The sequence below is a fragment of the Streptomyces sp. C genome, assembly GCF_000158895.1.
Classification (GTDB): Bacteria; Actinomycetota; Actinomycetes; order Streptomycetales; family Streptomycetaceae; genus Streptomyces; species Streptomyces racemochromogenes.
Map to the genome: position 1 here is coordinate 2,106,500 of NZ_GG657750.1, position 18,868 is coordinate 2,125,367.

At 73.0% G+C, this 18,868-nt stretch carries 23 protein-coding genes; 4 read left to right on the plus strand and 19 right to left on the minus strand.

The genetic code is table 11. The features are described 5' to 3' along the window. Nucleotides 1–49: 49 nt before the first annotated feature. The 11 genes from lgt to hisI all read right to left on the minus strand — a co-directional run bounded on the left by lgt (nucleotide 50) and on the right by hisI (nucleotide 9,155). Nucleotides 50–1,039: a prolipoprotein diacylglyceryl transferase gene (gene lgt, locus SSNG_RS09290; protein WP_007263561.1), complete on the minus strand. Its 990-nt coding sequence runs from the start codon at nucleotides 1,037–1,039 to the stop codon at nucleotides 50–52. A gap of 90 nt (nucleotides 1,040–1,129) precedes the next feature. Beyond that, nucleotides 1,130–2,092, minus strand: coding sequence for a thioredoxin domain-containing protein (locus SSNG_RS09295; RefSeq protein WP_128636905.1), 963 nt, complete (start codon nucleotides 2,090–2,092; stop codon nucleotides 1,130–1,132). A 95-nt stretch (nucleotides 2,093–2,187) separates the two neighbouring features. Beyond that, entirely contained in the window at nucleotides 2,188–3,006 is an 819-nt protein-coding gene (trpA, locus tag SSNG_RS09300; protein ID WP_007263563.1) for a tryptophan synthase subunit alpha, read from the minus strand. Further along, nucleotides 3,003–4,256, minus strand: coding sequence for a tryptophan synthase subunit beta (trpB, locus tag SSNG_RS09305; protein ID WP_007263564.1), 1,254 nt, complete (start codon nucleotides 4,254–4,256; stop codon nucleotides 3,003–3,005). The genes trpA and trpB overlap by 4 nt, the downstream gene beginning before the upstream one ends. A gap of 207 nt (nucleotides 4,257–4,463) precedes the next feature. Then, on the minus strand, nucleotides 4,464–4,673 hold the full coding sequence (locus tag SSNG_RS43650; RefSeq protein WP_042800788.1) for a hypothetical protein: 210 nt from the start codon (nucleotides 4,671–4,673) through the stop codon (nucleotides 4,464–4,466). Nucleotides 4,674–4,681: 8 nt separating this feature from the next. Next, nucleotides 4,682–5,491, minus strand: coding sequence for an indole-3-glycerol phosphate synthase TrpC (gene trpC, locus SSNG_RS09315; protein WP_007263565.1), 810 nt, complete (start codon nucleotides 5,489–5,491; stop codon nucleotides 4,682–4,684). A 181-nt stretch (nucleotides 5,492–5,672) separates the two neighbouring features. Next, complete coding sequence (locus SSNG_RS09320; protein ID WP_007263566.1) at nucleotides 5,673–6,182, minus strand: DUF2752 domain-containing protein; 510 nt, start codon at nucleotides 6,180–6,182, stop codon at nucleotides 5,673–5,675. Nucleotides 6,183–6,250: 68 nt separating this feature from the next. Further along, nucleotides 6,251–6,502, minus strand: coding sequence for an HGxxPAAW family protein (locus SSNG_RS09325; protein ID WP_007263567.1), 252 nt, complete (start codon nucleotides 6,500–6,502; stop codon nucleotides 6,251–6,253). Between the two features lie 109 nt (nucleotides 6,503–6,611). Then, nucleotides 6,612–7,250: a TIGR02234 family membrane protein gene (locus SSNG_RS09330; protein ID WP_007263568.1), complete on the minus strand. Its 639-nt coding sequence runs from the start codon at nucleotides 7,248–7,250 to the stop codon at nucleotides 6,612–6,614. Nucleotides 7,251–7,264: 14 nt separating this feature from the next. Then, nucleotides 7,265–8,770 (minus strand): anthranilate synthase component I, encoded by a 1,506-nt coding sequence (locus SSNG_RS09335; protein WP_007263569.1) that lies wholly within the window; start codon nucleotides 8,768–8,770, stop codon nucleotides 7,265–7,267. Nucleotides 8,771–8,789: 19 nt separating this feature from the next. Further along, nucleotides 8,790–9,155 carry a phosphoribosyl-AMP cyclohydrolase gene (hisI, locus tag SSNG_RS09340; protein WP_007263570.1) on the minus strand — a complete coding sequence of 122 codons (366 nt, stop codon included), beginning with the start codon at nucleotides 9,153–9,155 and terminating at the stop codon, nucleotides 8,790–8,792. An 84-nt stretch (nucleotides 9,156–9,239) separates the two neighbouring features. Here hisI and SSNG_RS09345 point away from each other — a divergent pair, with 84 nt between their 5' ends. Beyond that, the gene (locus SSNG_RS09345; RefSeq protein WP_007263571.1) at nucleotides 9,240–9,872 is read left to right on the plus strand and encodes a TIGR03085 family metal-binding protein; all 633 of its coding nucleotides are present in this window, start codon (nucleotides 9,240–9,242) and stop codon (nucleotides 9,870–9,872) included. Nucleotides 9,873–9,996: 124 nt separating this feature from the next. On the opposite strand, the gene hisF is transcribed toward SSNG_RS09345, so the two are convergent. From hisF to hisD, 8 genes are read right to left on the minus strand one after another with little or no spacing between them, the layout of a single operon-like run. Next, nucleotides 9,997–10,752: an imidazole glycerol phosphate synthase subunit HisF gene (gene hisF, locus SSNG_RS09350; protein WP_007263572.1), complete on the minus strand. Its 756-nt coding sequence runs from the start codon at nucleotides 10,750–10,752 to the stop codon at nucleotides 9,997–9,999. After that, nucleotides 10,749–11,135 (minus strand): RidA family protein, encoded by a 387-nt coding sequence (locus tag SSNG_RS09355; protein ID WP_007263573.1) that lies wholly within the window; start codon nucleotides 11,133–11,135, stop codon nucleotides 10,749–10,751. Before SSNG_RS09355 ends, hisF begins: the two co-directional genes overlap by 4 nt. Then, the gene (gene priA / locus SSNG_RS09360; protein WP_007263574.1) at nucleotides 11,132–11,860 is read right to left on the minus strand and encodes a bifunctional 1-(5-phosphoribosyl)-5-((5-phosphoribosylamino)methylideneamino)imidazole-4-carboxamide isomerase/phosphoribosylanthranilate isomerase PriA; all 729 of its coding nucleotides are present in this window, start codon (nucleotides 11,858–11,860) and stop codon (nucleotides 11,132–11,134) included. The genes SSNG_RS09355 and priA overlap by 4 nt, the downstream gene beginning before the upstream one ends. Continuing rightward, entirely contained in the window at nucleotides 11,860–12,501 is a 642-nt protein-coding gene (gene hisH / locus SSNG_RS09365) for an imidazole glycerol phosphate synthase subunit HisH (protein WP_007263575.1), read from the minus strand. Before hisH ends, priA begins: the two co-directional genes overlap by 1 nt. Further along, nucleotides 12,498–12,665: a hypothetical protein gene (locus tag SSNG_RS41975; protein ID WP_007263576.1), complete on the minus strand. Its 168-nt coding sequence runs from the start codon at nucleotides 12,663–12,665 to the stop codon at nucleotides 12,498–12,500. The genes hisH and SSNG_RS41975 overlap by 4 nt, the downstream gene beginning before the upstream one ends. A 2-nt stretch (nucleotides 12,666–12,667) precedes the next feature. After that, entirely contained in the window at nucleotides 12,668–13,261 is a 594-nt protein-coding gene (hisB, locus tag SSNG_RS09375; protein ID WP_007263577.1) for an imidazoleglycerol-phosphate dehydratase HisB, read from the minus strand. Then, nucleotides 13,258–14,373 carry a histidinol-phosphate transaminase gene (locus SSNG_RS09380; RefSeq protein ID WP_007263578.1) on the minus strand — a complete coding sequence of 372 codons (1,116 nt, stop codon included), beginning with the start codon at nucleotides 14,371–14,373 and terminating at the stop codon, nucleotides 13,258–13,260. Before SSNG_RS09380 ends, hisB begins: the two co-directional genes overlap by 4 nt. After that, nucleotides 14,370–15,692 (minus strand): histidinol dehydrogenase, encoded by a 1,323-nt coding sequence (gene hisD, locus SSNG_RS09385; RefSeq protein ID WP_007263579.1) that lies wholly within the window; start codon nucleotides 15,690–15,692, stop codon nucleotides 14,370–14,372. The genes SSNG_RS09380 and hisD overlap by 4 nt, the downstream gene beginning before the upstream one ends. 179 nt (nucleotides 15,693–15,871) lie before the next feature. On the opposite strand from hisD, the gene SSNG_RS09390 reads away from it, so the two are divergent. The 3 genes from SSNG_RS09390 to ybaK are packed head-to-tail and all read left to right on the plus strand — an operon-like array spanning nucleotide 15,872 to nucleotide 18,685. Beyond that, the gene (locus SSNG_RS09390; protein ID WP_206731374.1) at nucleotides 15,872–17,404 is read left to right on the plus strand and encodes an oxidoreductase; all 1,533 of its coding nucleotides are present in this window, start codon (nucleotides 15,872–15,874) and stop codon (nucleotides 17,402–17,404) included. A 41-nt stretch (nucleotides 17,405–17,445) separates the two neighbouring features. Continuing rightward, nucleotides 17,446–18,186, plus strand: a complete 741-nt coding sequence (locus tag SSNG_RS09395; protein WP_007263581.1) for an LON peptidase substrate-binding domain-containing protein — start codon at nucleotides 17,446–17,448, stop codon at nucleotides 18,184–18,186. Nucleotides 18,187–18,190: 4 nt separating this feature from the next. Beyond that, nucleotides 18,191–18,685, plus strand: coding sequence for a Cys-tRNA(Pro) deacylase (ybaK, locus tag SSNG_RS09400; RefSeq protein ID WP_007263582.1), 495 nt, complete (start codon nucleotides 18,191–18,193; stop codon nucleotides 18,683–18,685). Nucleotides 18,686–18,868 lie beyond the last annotated feature (183 nt).

The window sequence follows — 18,868 nt, forward strand, 5'->3', positions numbered from 1 at the left end:
GAGGGGGGCGCCACGACCCTCGCGGCGCCCCCCTCCGGTACCACCCCGTTCAGCTCTTGTCGGCCTCGGCGGCCTTCGTGAGGCTGGTGGCCGGCTTCGCTCCGGCGTCCTCCGACTCGGCCGGGACGGCCTTCACGTCGGCCTTCGCGTCAGCCGGGACGGCCTTCGCGTCGGCCGCGACGGCCTCGGCGTCCACCGCCGGCACGGCCTCACCCGAACCGCCGGAGGCAACCGGCTCGACCACCGTCTCCCGGCCCGGCCGCAGCTTCGCCGAGAGCACGAAGTACACCACCGCGAGCACGAAGACCACGATCGCGGTCCACACGTTCAGCCGCAGGCCCAGGATGTGGTGCGCCTCGTCGACGCGCATGTACTCGATCCACACGCGCCCGGAGCAGTAGGCCGCCACGTACAGCGCGAACGCCCGCCCGTGCCCCAGCTTGAAGCGCCGGTCGGCCCAGATGACCAGGGCGGCGACGCCCAGGCACCACAGGGACTCGTAGAGGAAGGTCGGGTGGTAGGTGCCGGCGACCCGGTTCGGGCCGTCGCTGATCTTCAGTGCCCACGGCAGGTCGGTCGCGCGGCCGTACAGCTCCTGGTTGAACCAGTTGCCCCAGCGTCCGAAGGCCTGGGCGACGGCGATGCCCGGGGCGAGCGCGTCGGCCCAGGCGGGGAGCGGGATGCCGCGCAGGCGGCAGCCGATCCAGGCGCCGACCGCGCCGAGCGCGATCGCGCCCCAGATGCCGAGGCCGCCCTCCCAGATCTTGAAGGCGTCGACCCAGTCCCGGCCCTCGCCGAAGTAGAGCTGGTAGTCGGTGATCACGTGGTAGAGGCGACCGCCGACCAGGCCGAAGGGCACCGCCCACACGGCGATGTCCGCGACCGTGCCCGGCTTTCCGCCGCGCGCGATCCACCGCTTGTTGCCGAGCCAGACGGCGACGAAGACGCCGATGATGATGCAGAACGCGTAGCCGCGCAGCGGGATCGGTCCGAGATGGATCACGCCGGTCGACGGGCTGGGGATGTAAGCAAGGTCCATGGCAGACCTGACGCTACCCTGCCGGGCGGTACGGACCGCAACCCGCCCGGCAAGCTGAAACCAAAACCACACATGGCGGGGCCGCCCGGGTCAGCCTCCCGACCCCGTGCCGGCCCCCGCGCGGGAGCCGGAACCGGAACCCGATGCGGAACCGGAGCCGGTGGCCGTGGAGGCCTTGGAGCCGGTCTTGGAACCGGTCTTGGAACCGCTGCTTCCGGACGCGGACGCGGAGGGGGACGCCGACGGTGACGGGGTGGTCTTGCCCGCGGTGCCCTCGACCTTCTCCTTCAGCTTCTGCGGGGTCAGCGGGTTCGCCTGGTCGGAGAAGATGTCCTTGCCGTCGAGCAGCACGGTGGGGGTGCCCCGGAACTTCCCGTCGCGGAAAGCGTCGTGCGACTTGCCCACCCAGCTGTTGTGGGTGCCGTCCTCCACGCAGGAGCGGAAGGCGGGGGTGTCCAGTCCGTCGACCTTGCCGGCCAGCTCCAGCAGCTTGGCGTTCTTGCCGTAGGCGTCGTCGGTCTCCTGCGGCTGGTTCTGGAAGAGGACGTCGTGGTACGCGGAGAACCTGCCCACGTCCTGGGCGCAGGCGGCGGCGTTCGCCCCCTTCAGGGAGCCGGTGCCGCCCATGTTCCCGTCGATGAGGGTGACCAGGTGGTACTCGACCTTGAGCAGCCCCTTGGCCTCCAGGTCGTGGATGGTGGTGCGGTAGTTGTCCTCGAAGGCCTTGCAGGCGGGGCAGCGGAAGTCCTCCCACACCGTGAGGGTGGACTTGGCCTCGTCCTTGCCGGTCTGGATGGCGAGCGCGTCCTTGCCGGTGGCTCCGGAGGGCGCGGCCACCGGGCCGGCCTTGGCGGACTTGTCGCCCTTGCCGACGTTGGCCGCGATCACGCCGACGACGGCGGCCAGGCCGAGCACGCCGACGACCGCCCCGGCCACCAGGAAGGTCCGCCGCCGCTTGTCCCGGCTCTTCTGCCGCTCGCGCTCCTGCTGGAGTCGCTCCCGGGCCGATCGTTTCGTCGCATCGCGGTTCGCACCGTCGTTCTTCTCGCTCACGTTCGGCCAAACGAAGCGGGGAGGCACTCGCGTGCCTCCCCGCTGCCGAATCCACCCGATCGGGCTACAGAACCTCGTCCTGGGCCCGCCCGGGGTCAGGACCTGCGTACGCCTTCCGCAAGCTCGCCCGCCAGTGCCCGTACGGCCGACAGGCCCGCCGGCAGGTCCGGGGCGTCCAGGAGGAGCTTCACGAAGGCCGAGCCGACGATCACACCGTCGGCGAAGCCGGCGACCTGCTTGGCCTGTACGGCGTTGGAGACGCCCAGGCCCACGCAGACCGGGAGGTCGGTGGTGGTGCGGGTGCGGCGCACCAGCTCCTGGGCCTCGTTGCCGACGGACTCGCGGGTGCCGGTGACGCCCATGAGGGAGGCGGCGTAGACGAAGCCGGAGCCGGCGGCGGTGATGGTCGCCAGGCGCTCGTCCTTGCTGCTGGGGGCCACGACGAAGACGGTCGCCAGACCGTGCTTGGCGGCGTGCTCCCGCCACAGCGCGGACTCCTGGACCGGCAGGTCGGGCAGGATGCAGCCGGCGCCGCCGGCGGCGGCCAGCTCGGCGGTGAACCGCTCGACGCCGTAGCGGTCGATGGGGTTCCAGTACGTCATGACCAGGATCGGGACCCCGGTGGCCTCGAAGGCCTCGCGGACGGTGCGCAGCACGTCGGCGATCTTGACGCCGCCGCGCAGGGCGATGTCGTCGGCGGTCTGGATGACGGCGCCGTCCAGGACCGGGTCGCTGTGCGGCAGTCCGATCTCGACGATGTCGGCGCCCCCCGCGATGATCGCCTTGACGGCCTCGATGCCGCCGTCGACGGTCGGGAAGCCGGCCGGGAGGTAGGCGACGAGGGCCGCGCGGTCCTCGGACCTGGCCTTGGCGAGGGTCGCGCCCAGCAGTTCGATGTTGCCCTGGTTGCTCACTTGTTCTCCCCCTCGGGCTCCGTGCCGTCGTAGAGCCCGAAGTACCGGGCGGCCGTGTCCATGTCCTTGTCGCCGCGGCCGGACAGGTTGACGACGATGAGGCCGTCCTTGCCCAGCTCCTTGCCCAGGTCGAGGGCGCCCGCCAGGGCGTGCGCCGACTCGATGGCCGGGATGATGCCCTCGGTGCGCGACAGCAGGCGCAGGGCCTGCATGGCGGCGTCGTCGGTGACGGCGCGGTACTCGCCGCGGCCGGTGTCCTTGAGGTAGGAGTGCTCGGGGCCGATGCCCGGGTAGTCCAGGCCGGCGGAGATGGAGTAGGGCTCGGTGATCTGGCCCTCCTCGTCCTGGAGGACGTAGCTGCGGGAGCCGTGCAGGATGCCGGGCTCGCCCGCGGTGAGGGTGGCGGCGTGCTCGCCGGTCTCCACGCCGTGTCCGGCGGGCTCGAAGCCGACCAGGCGGACGTCGGCGTCGGGGATGAAGGCGTGGAAGAGGCCGATGGCGTTGGAGCCGCCGCCGACGCAGGCGGCGACGGCGTCGGGGAGCCGGCCGGCGCGCTCGATGATCTGGCGGCGGGCCTCGACGCCGATGACGCGGTGGAAGTCGCGGACCATGGCCGGGAAGGGGTGGGGGCCGGCGACGGTGCCGAAGAGGTAGTGGGTCTGGTCCACGTTGGCGACCCAGTCGCGGAACGCCTCGTTGATGGCGTCCTTGAGGGTCCGGGAGCCGGACTTCACGGCGATGACCTCGGCGCCGAGCATGCGCATGCGGGCCACGTTGAGGGCCTGGCGCTGGGTGTCGATCTCGCCCATGTAGATGGTGCAGTCGAGGCCGAAGAGGGCGCAGGCGGTGGCGGTGGCCACGCCGTGCTGGCCGGCGCCGGTCTCGGCGATGACGCGGGTCTTGCCCATGCGCTTGGTGAGCAGCGCCTGGCCCAGCACGTTGTTGATCTTGTGCGAGCCGGTGTGGTTGAGGTCCTCGCGCTTGAGGAAGATCCGGGCCCCGCCGGCGTGCTCGGCGAACCGGGGCACCTCGGTCAGGGCGCTGGGCCGGCCGGTGTAGTTGACCATGAGGTCGTTGAGCTCGGCGGCGAAGGCCGGGTCGCCCTTGGCCTTCTCGTACTCGACGGCGACCTCGTCCACGGCGGCGACGAGGGCCTCCGGGATGAACTTGCCGCCGAAGTCACCGAAGTAGCCCTCGGTGTTGGGGACGTGACCCTCCGGGTCCGGGATGAAGAACGAGCTGGTGGACATGTGCCACTACTCCTACGGGTACGGAATGCGAGGCTTCGCTCGACGCGGGCTGGATGCACCGTATTGCGCCGCCGGTCCGTCGCCCGCGCACCCCGCTGAGGGGGGTGGGAGGGTGCGGACGGGACGGCCCGCGCCCACGAGGGGGCGGGGCCGTGCGGGGCCGCCCGCGCCCGGTACGTCAGGGGTACCGGGCCGGGAGGGGCTCCGTTACGACGCGGCCGTGCCGCGCCATCGCATGCCGTTGACCTGTCCGGGCTCGGACCCGATCACGTAGCGCACCCGCCTGCCGTGCACGCGGCGGGCCGGGGCGCGGCAGCCGCGGGGGCGGCAGCCGCGCGCCAGCGGCGCGTGCGCCGTCGGCACGGCGGCCGGGCCGTGGCCCGGTCGGGTGCGGACGGAGGAGGAGGCGGGAGGCATGGGAGTGGTCAGCTCCGCCCGTGACGCAGGGCGGGGTGGGCGCCGGCGGCGACGAGGTCGGCCACGGCCGCCTTCGGGTCGCGGCCGGTGACCAGGGATTCGCCGACGAGGACCGCGTCGGCGCCCTCGTTGGCGTAGGCGATCAGGTCGTGGGGTCCGCGGATGCCGGACTCGGCGACCTTCACGATGTGGGGCGGGATCTCTCCGACGACGCGCTCGAAGGTGGAGCGGTCGACCTTGAGGTCCTTCAGGTTGCGCGCGTTGACGCCGATGATCTTGGCGCCGGCGGCGACGGCACGCTCGATCTCCTCCTCGTCGTGCACCTCGACGAGCGGGGTGAGGCCGATGGACTCGGCCCGCTCGATGAGGGAGACCAGGGCCTCCTGCTCCAGGGCCGCGACGATCAGCAGGACGAGGTCGGCGCCGTAGGCGCGGGCCTCCCACAGCTGGTACGCCGTGACGATGAAGTCCTTGCGCAGGATCGGGATGTCCACGCGGGCGCGGACGGCCTCCAGGTCGGCGAGCGAGCCGCCGAAGCGGCGCTGCTCGGTGAGGACGGAGATGACCGCCGCGCCGCCTGCCTCGTAATCGGCGGCGAGCCCTGCCGGATCCGCGATCGCGGCCAGCGCGCCCTTGGAGGGGCTGGAGCGCTTGACCTCGCAGATCACCTTGACGCCGTCGCCACGCAGGGCGGCGACGCCGTCCTTGGCCTGGGGCGCCTTGGCGGCACGCTCCTTGAGCTCGTCGAGGCTCACGCGGGCCTGCCGTTCGGCAAGGTCTTCGCGGACCCCTTCGATGATCTCGTCGAGCACACTCACGCGAGCGGCCCCCTTCCGGGTCGATGACGGTCGGCCGCCTTGCAGACACGTTCCACTGCAAGGTCAGCACTCAAATGGTATCCGCAGGTCGCCGAGGCCTCCGCACGGAGCTCTCGGTTTCCCAGGGACTGGACACTCGGAATATGGCCTTCCCGTAGTTCCCCCAAGGCCTCCGCCGGGGTCAGGGGGCCAGTACGGAACCGAACGGGAGGTTCCGGACAATCGAGAACGCGAGCACCACGGCCCCGATGCCCCACCACCAGACCGGCCGCAGCGCGATCCGGGGGGCCGGGCCCCCGCGGAAGGCCCGCAGCAGCCACAGGGCCGTGAACGCGGCGAAGAGCAGGTAGCCGGCCACCGCCACGGCGTTGGCGCCCAGGGCGGCCGGCAGGTCGCCGGTGGCGAAGGCGTGGGCACTGCGCAGCCCGCCGCAGCCGGGGCACAGCACCCCCGTCAGCCGGAACAGCGGGCAGACCGGATAGTGCCCCGGTTCGTTCGGGTCCACCGCGCCCACGTACGCGAAGGCCGCCACGGCCCCGGCCAGGGTCAGCACGGGCGCGGCCAGCCGCCGGGCCCGGGAGGCCCGTACGGGCGCCCCGCCGGACGGCAGCGGCCCCCAGGGGCCCGCAGGCGGGGCGTGGTGCGGGGCGTCGGTGCCAGAGGCGTCCACCGGCTGATTCTCTCCGCTCATGACAAAAGGCGCAGCCCGACGGGGCCGCGCCTTTCGAACAGCGGACCGGCAGACCCGCGGGATCGCGCTCAGACCTTGGCGGGAACCCGGTTGGCGGCGATGACCTCGGCGAGGTCGCGGTGGGCGGCCTTGGGCGCGCCCATGCCGGCGGCACGCATGGCCAGACCGACGACACCGCCGAGCGCGACGACGACCATGCCGGCCCAGAACCCGAGCGGGTTCGCCAGCACCATGAAAGCGCCGGAGACGCAGAAACCGATGAAGGCGATGATGACACCGGTCCAGGCGGCCGGGGTGTGTCCGTGGCTCGTGCCCGCCATGAGTTGCTCCTCGTTGCTCTGTCTCGCGTGCGGTGCCGCACGCTCGCTGTCATTGTCCCGCACGCCGCCGCCGGATTCTCCAGTGGGTGGCGATCTCCTGCGGCCCCGGCTAGCGGGTGGGGTCCTCGCCGCGGTCCAGGGCCTTCCACAGGTCCTCCGGCCGGTCCGGGTCCACCGGCGCCGGGGTGCGCCCGCGGGGGCTGCCGTCGCGCTCGTAGCGGCCTCCCATCGCGGGCCAGCCGCTGCCGAAGCGCAGCGCGAGCAGTCCCGCGAGCAGGATCAGGGCAGCGCCGGAAGCCGTGACGTACGGCCACGCCGTATGGGTCAGTTCCACCACCCGGGCGGCGGTGTCGGCGGTCGCGGTGGCGGCCCGCTCGTCCAGGGCGGCCCGGTCGTCGGCGGCGGCCACCGCGGCCAGGCCCGCGCCCAGACCGCTCAGCGCGAGCAGCCCGGAGACCAGCAGCCGGCCCCGGCCCCGTACGGCGAACACCGCGACGAGGGCGGCGAGGCCGACGATGGCCAGGGCCGCCGGGAGGCCCGTGACGGCCCGCCCGTCAGCGGTCAGGGGAAGGGTCCCGCCGCCGATGGAGGCGCTGCCCCGGGCCCAGGTGCGGCCGGAGGCGAGCAGGACGACGGTGGCGCCGAGCGCGCCGAGCAGCAGGGCGACGGCCACGGTGCGGCGGCCGGTGCTGCTGTCGGGGGCCTCGGCCTCGCTGGGGGGGTGGGGTACGGCACTCACGTACCCCACTATCCCCTACGGGCTCAGCCGCGCTGGAGGCGGTTCGCCGCTCCGACGGCGCGGAGCACGGCGGCGGCCTTGTTGCGGCACTCCCGGTCCTCCAGCTCGGGCACCGAGTCGGCGACCACTCCCGCCCCGGCCTGCACGTACGCCGTGCCGTCGCGCAGCAGCGCGGTGCGGATGGCGATGGCCGTGTCGGAGTCCCCCGCGAAGTCCAGGTAGCCGACGCAGCCGCCGTACAGGCCGCGCCGGGAGGGCTCCAGCTCCTCGATGATCTGCATGGCGCGCGGCTTGGGCGCGCCGGAGAGGGTGCCGGCGGGGAAGCAGGCGGTGAGCACGTCGAAGGCCGTCCTGCCCTCGGCGACCCGGCCGGTGACGGTGGAGACGATGTGCATGACGTGGGAGTACCGCTCGATGCTCATGAAGTCGACGACCTCGACGGAGCCCGGCTCGCACACCCGGCCCAGGTCGTTGCGGCCCAGGTCGACGAGCATCAGGTGCTCGGCGCGCTCCTTGGGGTCGGCCAGCAGCTCCTCGGCGAGGTCGTTGTCCTCCTGCGGGGTGGCGCCCCGGTGCCGGGTGCCCGCGATCGGGTGGACCATGGCCCGGCCGTCCTCGACCTTGACCAGCGCCTCGGGGCTGGAGCCGACCACGTCGAAGCCGTTCTCGAAGCGGAAGAGGTACATGTACGGGGACGGGTTGGTGGCCCGCAGCACCCGGTAGACGTCCAGCGCGGACGCCTCGCAGGGGGTCTCGAACCGCTGCGAGGGCACCACCTGGAAGGCCTCGCCGGCCCGGATGCGCTCCTTCACGTCCTCCACGGCCGCCTGGTACTTCTCGCCTCCCCACAGCGCGGAGACTGTGCCGTCTTCAAAACTCGGCACCTCGGAGGCGGGCAGCGGGGCCGGGGCGTACGGCGCGGGCCGCGCGAGGTCGGCCTCCATGGCGTCGAGGCGGGCGACGGCGTCGGCGTAGGCCTCGTCGACCCCGGAGTCCAGGTCGTTGTGGTTGATCGCGTTGGCGATCAGCTGGACGGTGCCGTCCCAGTGGTCCAGGACCGCCAGGTCGGAGGTGAGGAGCATGGTCAGCTCGGGCAGCTCCAGGTCGTCCTCGGCGTGCTCGCCGATGCGCTCCAGGCGGCGGACGATGTCGTAGCCGAGGTAGCCGACCATGCCGCCGGTGAACGGCGGCATGCCGCCCGCGAGGTCGCGCGGAGTGTGCAGGGCCTCGACGGTGGCGCGCAGGGCGTCCAGGGGGTCGCCGTCCACGGGGACGCCGACGGGCGGGGTGCCGATCCAGTGCGCCTGGCCGTCCTTGACGGTGAGGGTGGAGTCGCTGCGTACGCCGACGAAGGAGTAGCGGGACCAGGAGCGGCCGTTCTCGGCGGACTCCAGCAGGAAGGTGCCGGGGCGTTCGGCGGCCAGCTTGCGGTAGAGCCCGACCGGGGTGTCCCCGTCTGCGAGCAGCCTGCGGCTGACGGGGATGACACGGCGGTCGGCCGCGAGCTTGCGGAACGTCTCGAGATCCATGGGGTGGGACCCTAACTGGCTAGCGGGCGTCGCTGAAAAGGACATCGTCGTCGAAGCAGGTGCGGGCGCCCGTGTGGCAGGCGGCGCCGACCTGGTCGACCTTGACGAGCACGGTGTCCGCGTCGCAGTCGAGGGCGACGGACTTCACGTACTGGAAGTGGCCGGAGGTGTCCCCCTTGACCCAGTACTCCTGGCGGCTGCGGGACCAGTAGGTGCAGCGTCCGGTGGTGAGGGTGCGGTGCAGGGCCTCGTCGTCCATCCAGCCGAGCATGAGCACCTCGCCGGTGTCGTACTGCTGGGCGACGGCCGGGACCAGGCCGTCCGGGGAGCGCTTGAGGCGGGCGGCGACGGCGGGGTCGAGGGAGGACGTACTCATGGGCCCCATTGTGCCGCGCGGAAGGACCCGTTACGGATCACCGTCCGACTGATGGGCAGCCGCGCGGCGGGGCGCGGCCGTAGGCTGGCCCCCATGTCTACCCATGCGAAGCGTGAACGGCTGCTGCTGGCGGACCTTCTGGAGGCGGCGGGACCGGAGGCGCCGACGCTGTGCGACGGCTGGACCTGCCGGGACCTGGCGGCGCACGTGGTGGTGCGCGAGCGCCGCCCCGACGCGGCGGGCGGGCTGCTGCTGAACGTGCTGAAGGACCGCCTCGACCGGGCGATGGCCGAGTACACGGCCAAGCCGTACGAGGAGCTCATCCAGCTGATCCGCACCGGCCCCCCGAAGCTGTCCGTGTACGCGCTGAAGCAGATCGACGAGGCGGCGAACGCGGTGGAGTTCTACGTCCACGCGGAGGACGTGCGGCGCGCGCAGCCGGACTGGTCGCCGCGGACGCTGGACCCGGTGTTCTCGGACGCGCTGTGGTCCCGGCTGGAGAAGCTGGCCCGGCTGACGGGCCGCCGCTCGCCGGTGGGCCTGGTGCTGCGCCGCCCGGACGGGCGCACGGCGGTGGCGCACAAGGGCGTACCGGTGGTGACGGTGACCGGGGAGCCGGGTGAGCTGACGCTCTTCTGCTTCGGCCGGCAGGCCACGGCGGCGGTGACCCTGGACGGCGACAAGGAGGCGGTGGCCAGGCTGACCACCGCCCAGCTGGGCATCTGACGGCAGATCCCGCCCCTCCGGCGCCCGAGGACCTGGGTCCGGGGCGGAGCCCCGGGGAACGGTGGAAGGGCGGGGAGGGGACCGGCCCGCGCAGCGGCACCCGCCCCCCTGGCCGGCCGGCGGCTCAGCGGACCGGGTGGCCGGCTTCGCGCAGGGCTCCCTTGACCTCGGAGATCCGCAGGTCGCCGAAGTGGAACACCGAGGCGGCGAGGACCGCGTCGGCGCCCGCGCCGATGGCGGGGGCGAAGTGCTCCAGCTTGCCGGCGCCACCCGAGGCGATCACCGGGACGGTGACGTGCCGGCGCACGGCCGCGATCATCTCGGTGTCGTAGCCGTCCTTGGTGCCGTCGGCGTCCATGGAGTTCAGCAGGATCTCGCCGGCGCCCAGTTCGGCCGCCCGGTGCGCCCACTCGACGGCGTCGATGCCGGTGCCACGGCGGCCGCCGTGGGTGGTGACCTCGAAGGAGCCGGTCTCCGTGCGGCGGGCGTCGACCGACAGGACGAGGACCTGGCGGCCGAAGCGCTCGGCGATCTCCTGGATCAGCTCGGGCCGGGCGATGGCGGCGGTGTTGACGCCGACCTTGTCGGCGCCGGCCCGCAGCAGTTTGTCGACGTCGTCGGCCGTGCGGACGCCGCCGCCGACCGTGAGCGGGATGAACACCTGCTCGGCGGTGCGCCGCACCACGTCGTAGGTGGTCTCGCGGTTGCCGGAGGAGGCGGTGATGTCGAGGAAGGTCAGCTCGTCGGCGCCCTCGGCGTCGTACAGCTTGGCCATCTCCACCGGGTCCCCGGCGTCGCGCAGGTTCTGGAAGTTGACGCCCTTGACGACCCGGCCGTTGTCCACGTCCAGGCAGGGGATCACTCGTACGGCGAGGGTCATCGCGCGACCTCCTTGTACGCCTCGACCTCCACCTCGACGACCATGTTCGGGTCGACGAAGCCGGACACGATGATCATGGAGGCGGCGGGGCGGACCGCGTCGAAGAGGGCCTTGTGGGCTCGGCCCACCTCCTCCACGTCCCGGGCGTGCGTGAGGTACATCCGGGTGCGGACCACGTCCTCGGCGCCCAGGCCGGCCTCGGCGAGCGCCTTGAAGGCGACCTCGAAGGCCTTGACCGTCTGGTCGTACGGGCCGCCCGCGTCGGACGCGGTGCAGCCGGAGACCAGCACCAGGCCGTTGGGCAGGGCGACGGCGCGGGAGTAGCCGATCACGTCCTCGTAGGGGCCGCCGGAGGAGATCCGGCGCACTTCGGCGGAGCTCATGCGCGCACCGCCTCCAGGGCCTCTTCCAGGGTGAAGGCCTTGGCGTACAGGGCCTTGCCGACGATCGCGCCCTCGACGCCCAGCGGGACCAGCTCGGACAGCGCCCGCAGGTCGTCCAGGGAGGACACGCCGCCGGAGGCGACGACGGGCCGGTCGGTGGCGGCGCAGACGTTCTTCAGCAGCTCCAGGTTGGGGCCGGTCAGCGTGCCGTCCTTGCCGATGTCGGTGACGACGTAGCGGGCGCAGCCCTCGGAGTCCAGGCGGGCGAGGGTCTCGTAGAGGTCGCCGCCCTCACTGGTCCAGCCGCGGCCCTTGAGGGTGGTGCCGCGCACGTCGAGGCCGATGGCGATCCGGTCGCCGTGCTCGGCGATGGCCTTGGCGGCCCACTCGGGGGTCTCCAGGGCGGCGGTGCCGAGGTTGACGCGGGTGCAGCCGGTGGCGAGGGCGGCGGCGAGCGTGGCGTCGTCTCGGATGCCGCCGGACAGCTCGACCTTGATGTCCATCGCACGGGTGATATCGGCGACCAGGGCGCGGTTGTCGCCGGTGCCGAAGGCGGCGTCCAGGTCGACGAGGTGCAGCCACTCGGCGCCGGAGGCCTGCCAGGCGAGGGCCGCCTCCAGCGGGGAGCCGTAGGAGGTCTCGCTGCCCGACACGCCGTGCACGAGGCGTACGGCCTGGCCGTCGCGGACGTCGACCGCGGGGAGCAGTTCAAGCGTGTTCGGCATCAGAGGGTCTCGATCCAGTTGGTGAGGAGCTGGGCTCCGGCGTCGCCGGACTTCTCGGGGTGGAACTGGGTGGCCCACAGGGCGCCGTTCTCCACCGCCGCGACGAACCGCTCGCCGTGCGTGGCCCAGGTGACCCTGGGTCCCTTGATCCGGGGGTTGGTGACCTCCAGCGTCCAGTCGTGGGCCGCGTAGGAGTGCACGAAGTAGAAGCGGGCGTCGGCGTCCAGCCCGGCGAAGGCCTGGCTGTCGGCCGGGGCCTCGACGGTGTTCCAGCCCATGTGCGGGACGACGGGGGCCTTGAGCGGGCCGACGGTGCCGGGCCACTCGTCGAGGCCCTCGGTCTCCACGCCGTGCTCGATGCCGCGCTCGAAGAGGATCTGCATGCCGACGCAGATGCCCATGACGGGCCGCCCGCCGGACAGCCGGCGGCCGACGATCCAGTCACCGCGCGCGTCCTTGAGGCCCTTCATGCAGGCGGAGAAGGCGCCGACGCCGGGCACGAGGAGCCCGTCGGCGTCCATGGCCCGGTCGTAGTCGCGGGTGATCTCGACGTCCGCGCCGACGCGCGCGAGGGCGCGCTCGGCGGAACGGATGTTGCCGAAGCCGTAGTCGAAGACGACGACGTTCTTCTTGGCGCTCATTCCCAAATCCCCTGGATTCGCAGGATCCCCGCGGCGAGGCACATCACGGAGCCGAGGGCGAGCAGAACGATCACCGATTTCGGCATCTTCTGCTTCTGGAAGGAGTAGACGCCCCCGGCCAGGAACAGGCCGAGGACGATCAGGATGGTGTTCAGGCCGTTCACGGCTAGAGGGCGCCCTTCGTGGAGGGCAGGATGCCGGCGGCGCGCGGGTCGAACTCCGCGGCGTAGCGCAGGGCCCGGGCGAGGGCCTTGAACTGGCACTCCACGATGTGGTGGGCGTTGCGGCCGTACGGGACGTGGATGTGCAGGGCGATCTGGGCCTGCGCGACGAAGGACTCGAAGATGTGCCGGGTCATCGTCGTGTCGTACTCGCCGATCATCGGCGCCATGTTCTCGGGCTCGGTGTGCACGAGGTAGGGGCGGCCGGAGAGGTCCACGGTCACCTGGGCGAGGGACTCGTCCAGCGGGACGGTGCAGTTGCCGAAGCGGTAGATGCCCACCTTGTCGCCGAGGGCCTGCTTGAAGGCGGCGCCCAGCGCGAGGGCGGTGTCCTCGATGGTGTGGTGGCTGTCGATGTGCAGGTCGCCGTCCGTCTTGACCGTGAGGTCGAAGAGGCCGTGGCGGCCGAGCTGGTCGAGCATGTGGTCGTAGAAGCCGACACCCGTCGAGACGTCGACCTTGCCGGTGCCGTCGAGGTCTATCTCGACGAGGACCGTGGTCTCCTTCGTGGTGCGCTCGACCCGTCCGATGCGGCTCATGCCTGCTGCTCCTTCTTCAGTGCGCGAACCGCTTCCAGGAACGCGTCGTTCTCGGCCGGCGTGCCGGCGGTGACCCGCAGCCGGCCCGGTACGCCGTTGTCCCGGACCAGGACGCCCTGGTCGAGGATCTTCTGCCAGGCGGTGTGGGAGTCGTCGAACTTCCCGAACTGGATGAAGTTCGCGTCGGACTCGGTGACCTCGTAGCCGATGGCCCGCAGCTCGGTGACGAGGCGGTCCCGCTCGGCCTTGAGCTGCTCGACGTAGCCGAGCAGGGTGTCGGTGTGCTCCAGGGCGGCCAGCGCGGTCGCCTGGGTGACGGCCGACAGGTGGTACGGCAGGCGTACGAGCTGCACGGCGTCGACGACGGCCGGGTGCGCGGCCAGGTAGCCCAGGCGCAGGCCCGCGGCGCCGAAGGCCTTGGACATGGTCCGGGAGACCACCAGGTGGGGGCGGCCCTCGATCAGCGGGAGGAGGGAGTCCCGGTGCGAGAACTCCACGTAGGCCTCGTCGACGACGACCAGCGACGGCTTGGCGGCCTGCGCGGCCTCGTAGAGGGCGAGGACCGTCTCCGCCTCGACCGCGGTGCCCGTGGGGTTGTTCGGCGAGGTGATGAAGACGACGTCGGGGGCGTGCTCGGCGATGGCCCGCTCGGCGGCCTCCACGTCGATGGTGAAGTCCTCGCGGCGCGGGCCGGAGATCCAGCCGGTGCCGGTGCCGCGCGCGATGAGGGCGTGCATCGAGTAGGAGGGCTCGAAGCCGATGGCGGTGCGGCCGGGGCCGCCGAAGGTCTGGAGCAGCTGCTGGAGGACCTCGTTGGAGCCGTTGGCGGCCCAGACGTTCTCCTTGGCGACCGGGTGCTTGCCGGTACGGGTGAGGTAGGCGGCCAGCTCGGTGCGCAGCTCGACCGCGTCCCGGTCAGGGTAGCGGTTGAGGGTCCGGGCGGCGTCGGCGACGCGCTCGGCGATGCGCCGCACCAGCGGCTCGGGCAGCTCGTACGGGTTCTCGTTGGTGTTCAGCTGGACGGGGACGTCCAGCTGCGGGGCGCCGTAGGGGGTCTTGCCGCGGAGCTCGTCGCGGATGGGGAGGTCGTCGATGCCGATGGTGGTGCTCACTGTCCGGGGACCTTCCATCCGAAGCGTGCCTTGAGGGCCGCGCCGTGCGCGGGCAGGTCCTCGGCCTCGGCCAGCGTCACCACGTGGTGGGTGACCTCGGCGAGGGCGTCGCGCGTGTAGTCGACGATGTGGATGCCGCGCAGGAAGGACTGCACGGACAGGCCCGAGGAGTGGCAGGCGCAGCCGCCGGTGGGCAGGACGTGGTTGGAGCCGGCGCAGTAGTCGCCGAGGGAGACGGGCGCCCAGGGGCCGACGAAGACCGCGCCGGCGTTGCGGACGCGGGCGGCCCAGGCGGCGGCGTCGGCGGTCTGGATCTCCAGGTGCTCGGCGCCGTACGCGTCGACGACCTTGAGGCCGTCCTCCAGGCTGTCGACCAGCACGATCGCGGACTGCTTGCCGGCGAGGGCGGGCTTGATCCGGTCCTCGACGTGCTTGGTCGCGGCGACCTGCGGCTCCAGCTCCTTCTCGACGGCTTCCGCGAGCTCGGCGGAGTCCGTGACGAGGACGGCGGCGGCCAGCGGGTCGTGCTCGGCCTGGCTGATCAGGTCGGCGGCGACGTGGACCGGGTCGGCCGTGGAGTCGGCGAGGACGGCGATCTCGGTCGGGCCGGCCTCGGTGTCGATGCCGATCTTCCCGGTGAAGTAGCGCTTGGCGGCGGCGACCCAGATGTTGCCGGGGCCGGTCACCATGTTGACCGGCAGGCACTCCTCCGTGCCGTACGCGAACATCGCGACGGCGACGGCGCCGCCGGCCGCGTACACCTCGTCCACGCCGAGCAGCGCGCACGCCGCCAGGATGGTCGGGTGCGGCAGTCCGCCGAACTCTTTCTGCGGCGGGGACGCGAGCGCGATCGACTCGACGCCCGCCTCCTGGGCCGGGACGACGTTCATGACGACGGAGGACGGGTACACGGAGCGGCCGCCGGGCGCGTACAGGCCCACGCGCTCGACCGGAACCCACTTCTCGGTCACGGTGCCGCCGGGGACCACCTGGGTGGTGTGCTCGGTGCGGCGCTGGTTGCGGTGCACGATCCGGGCGCGCCGGATGGACTCCTCCAGGGCGGCGCGGACGGCCGGGTCCAGCTGCTCCAGGGCGGCCGTGAGGGCCTCCTCGGGCACCCGGGCCCGCGTGAGTTCGACCCCGTCGAACTTCTGCGCGTACTCGATCAGCGCCGCCGTGCCACGATGATGGACGTCCTCGCAGATGGGCCGCACCTTCTCCAGGGCGGCTTCCACGTCGAACTCGGCACGGGGCAGCAGGTCGCGCAGGGCGCCGCCCTCGGGGAGGGCGTCACCGCGCAGGTCGATACGAGAGATCACGTCCCAATTCTCTCAGACCGCCTCCCACCGCCGTCCGCCCGTATCACTGGCTGATACACGCCCCGGACGTCACCGCCGCCCCTTAGCGTTCTCGTACACGTGAATGACAGCGGGGGGCTGCCGTGACCGAAGCGCAGGGGGATGGACGGCCGGACGGCCTGACGGAGGCCGAAGGGCGGATGTGGGAGGCCTTCCGCGCGGGCACCGTCTGTGACCTCGGCGCCCGTGACGCCGGCCTGGACGATCCGCACTCGGGGCGGGCCTGGGGGCCGGAGCGCCGGGTCCGGGCGGAGGTGGTGGCGCACCTGCTCCTGGCCGGGCCCGCGCCCTTCCCGGGGCGGGTGGGGCGGCTGAAACTGCGCGGTGCGCAGATCACCGGGCGGCTGGACCTGTCGGGTGCCGCGGTGACTCCGTACGTGGAGATCCGCGCGTGCCGCTTCGACGGCGAGGTCCAGGTGTCCGAGACCCGGTTCGGCACGCTCCGGCTGGACAACTGCGCGGTTCCGCGGCTGGAGGGCGCCCGCCTGCACACCGAGGGCGACCTGCACCTGGCGCGCTGCCGGGTGGCGCGCGGGATCCGGCTGACCGACGCGCAGATCGGCACCGACCTGCTGCTCAGCCACACGGTGGTCCACCGGGACAACCGGGGCCGGGCCATCGCCGCCGACGGACTGGCGGTGGCGCAGGACCTCCAGGCTGACATGCTGGAGACGCACGGCGAGGTGAGCCTGCGCGGCGCGAAGGTGGGCGCCTCGATGAGCCTGCGCGGGGCGCGGCTGAGCAACCGCGACGGCCGGCGGGCGCTGAACGCCCCGACGCTGACCGTCGAGCGGACCCTGTACCTGACGGCGATCGGCCTGTCCTCGCCGACGGCCGACCCGGAGCGCCCGTACGACTGGGGCCGGACCTCGACGACGGGCGGGCCGGCGCAGCGCTTCGAGTGCCGGGGCGGGCTGCGGCTGGACGACGGCCGGTTCGGCGACTCGGCCGACTTCTACGGGGCCCGGTTCGAGCTGCGCGCGGACCAGGAGGTGTCGCTGCGGCGGGTCCAGACGCCGGAGCTGCGGTTCGTGGGCGAGGCGCCGGAGCTGGGCCGGGTGGTGGTCTCGGGGGCGAAGGTGGTCAAGCTCGTGGACCGGTCGACGAGCTGGCCCGGGCGCGGCCGGGTGTCGATGGAGGGCTTCGTCTACGAGGAGCTGGCGCCCCGGGGCCACTTCCCGCTCTCGCGCCGGCTGGAGTGGCTGGAGGCGGCCACCCCCGAGTACTCGCCCGAGCCGTACGAGCGGCTGGCCGCGGTGCTGCGGGCCGGCGGGGAGGACGCGGGGGCCCGCGAGGTGCTGGTGGCGAAGCAGCGCTGCCGGCGCGCGACGCTGGCGCCGGCCGCGCGGGCCTGGGGGTACCTCCAGGACTGGACGGTGGTGTACGGGTACCGGCCGGGGCGGGCGGCGCTGTGGATGGCGGTGCTGTGGGCGGCGGGCACGCTGCTGTTCCTGCGGCACGAGCCGGCGCCGATCAAGGCGGACGAGCATCCGCAGTGGGACGCGGCGCTGTACGCGCTGGACCTGCTGCTGCCCGTGATCGATCTCGGCCAGCAGGGGCAGTGGAAGCTGGAGGGCGGCTGGCAGTGGGGGTCGGCGGCGCTGGTGCTGCTGGGCTGGATCCTGGCGACGACGGTGGCGGCGGGCGCGTCGCGGCTGCTGAGGCGGGGTTAACGGGTGACGGGCCGGGCCGTCCGGCCACTACCCTGTGCCTCGTGACCACCGTTCGCCTGCCCCTCTTCCCGCTGAACTCGGTGCTGTTCCCGGGCCTCGTGCTGCCGCTGAACGTCTTCGAGGAGCGGTATCGCGCCATGATGCGCGAGCTGCTGAAGTCCGGGGAGGACGAGCCGCGCCGGTTCGCGGTCGTCGCGATCCGCGACGGCCGGGAGGTCGCCCCGACCGCGCCCGGGCTTCCGGACCAGACTGCCCTGCCCGAGAAGGGCCCGGCGGCCGGGTTCGGCGCCGACCCGATCCAGGCGTTCCACCGGGTGGGCTGCATCGCGGACGCGGCGACGATCCGGGAGCGGGAGGACGGCAGCTTCGAGGTGCTGGCCACCGGCACGACCCGGGTGCGGCTGGTGTCGGTCGACGCGTCGGGGCCGTTCCTGGTAGCGGAGCTGGAGGAGCTCCCGGAGGACGCGGGCGAGGGCGCCGGCGCCCTGTCGGAAGGGGTGCTGCGGGCCTTCCGCGGCTACCAGAAGCGGCTGGCGGGGGCCCGTGAGCGGTCCCTGGCCTCGGCGCCGGACCTGCCGGACGAGCCGTCGGTGGTGTCGTACCTGGTGGCGGCCGCCGCCGTGCTGGACACCCCGTCGAAGCAGCGCCTGCTCCAGGCCCCGGACACGGCGACGCGTCTGGCGGAGGAGCTGAAGCTGCTGCGGACGGAGACGGCCGTCATCCGGCACCTCCCGTCGCTGCCGGCGGTGGACCTGACCCGTACTCCGACGAGCCCGAACTGAGGCCATGGCGAAGAAGAAGCCGCAGTCGGCCGGCACCCCGGCCATCACCGCCCTCACGGGCGCGGGGGTGGCGTTCACCACCCACGCGTACGAGCACGATCCCGCGCACCCCTCGTACGGGGAGGAGGCCGCCGAGGCGCTGGCGGTCTCCCCGGAGCAGGTGTTCAAGACCCTGGTCGCCGAGGTGGACGGGGCGCTGACGGTGGCGGTGGTCCCGGTGTCGGGCTCGCTGGACCTGAAGGCCCTCGCGGGCGCGGTGGGCGGGAAGCGGGCGGCGATGGCCGATCCGGCGCTGGCGGAGCGCACCACGGGCTACGTGCGGGGCGGCATCTCGCCGCTGGGGCAGCGGCGCCGTCTGCCGACGGTGCTGGACGCGTCTGCCTCCGGCCACGCCACGATCTGCGTCTCGGCGGGCCGCCGGGGCCTGGAGGTGGAGCTCGCTCCGGCGGACCTGGCGGCCCTCACCGGGGCCGTGATCGCCCCGGTCGCCCGCCCCTGATCGCCTTTCCGACGCGGGGCGGGGCCACGTGCGGGCTGGGGCCGGCGGGTCGTCTGCGGGTGGATGGGCCGCTGCGCGGGGCGAGGTCCCCTACCCACCCTTCCACCGTTCCCAGGGGCTCCGCCCCTGACCCCGCCCCTCTAGCACCGGCGGGGCTGCAAGAGCCGGGCGCTCCGCGCCCGG

Excerpts from the sequence above, each read along its gene's own strand:
- ybaK (WP_007263582.1), top strand. The coding sequence starts at position 18,191 with ATGGCGAAGAAGAAGCCGCAGTCGGCCGGCACCCCGGCCATCACCGCC.
- SSNG_RS43650 (WP_042800788.1), bottom strand. The coding sequence starts at position 4,673 with ATGCCTCCCGCCTCCTCCTCCGTCCGCACCCGACCGGGCCACGGCCCG.
- hisF (WP_007263572.1), bottom strand. The coding sequence starts at position 10,752 with ATGACCCTCGCCGTACGAGTGATCCCCTGCCTGGACGTGGACAACGGC.
- hisB (WP_007263577.1), bottom strand. The coding sequence starts at position 13,261 with ATGAGCCGCATCGGACGGGTCGAGCGCACCACGAAGGAGACCACGGTC.
- SSNG_RS09335 (WP_007263569.1), bottom strand. The coding sequence starts at position 8,770 with ATGGATCTCGAGACGTTCCGCAAGCTCGCGGCCGACCGCCGTGTCATC.
- trpB (WP_007263564.1), bottom strand. The coding sequence starts at position 4,256 with ATGTCCACCAGCTCGTTCTTCATCCCGGACCCGGAGGGTCACGTCCCC.
- SSNG_RS09355 (WP_007263573.1), bottom strand. The coding sequence starts at position 11,135 with ATGAGCTCCGCCGAAGTGCGCCGGATCTCCTCCGGCGGCCCCTACGAG.
- lgt (WP_007263561.1), bottom strand. The coding sequence starts at position 1,039 with ATGGACCTTGCTTACATCCCCAGCCCGTCGACCGGCGTGATCCATCTC.
- SSNG_RS09345 (WP_007263571.1), top strand. The coding sequence starts at position 9,240 with ATGTCTACCCATGCGAAGCGTGAACGGCTGCTGCTGGCGGACCTTCTG.
- hisH (WP_007263575.1), bottom strand. The coding sequence starts at position 12,501 with ATGAGCGCCAAGAAGAACGTCGTCGTCTTCGACTACGGCTTCGGCAAC.
- SSNG_RS09325 (WP_007263567.1), bottom strand. The coding sequence starts at position 6,502 with ATGGCGGGCACGAGCCACGGACACACCCCGGCCGCCTGGACCGGTGTC.
- SSNG_RS09390 (WP_206731374.1), top strand. The coding sequence starts at position 15,872 with ATGTGGGAGGCCTTCCGCGCGGGCACCGTCTGTGACCTCGGCGCCCGT.
- SSNG_RS09320 (WP_007263566.1), bottom strand. The coding sequence starts at position 6,182 with ATGAGCGGAGAGAATCAGCCGGTGGACGCCTCTGGCACCGACGCCCCG.
- hisI (WP_007263570.1), bottom strand. The coding sequence starts at position 9,155 with ATGGGGCCCATGAGTACGTCCTCCCTCGACCCCGCCGTCGCCGCCCGC.
- priA (WP_007263574.1), bottom strand. The coding sequence starts at position 11,860 with ATGCCGAACACGCTTGAACTGCTCCCCGCGGTCGACGTCCGCGACGGC.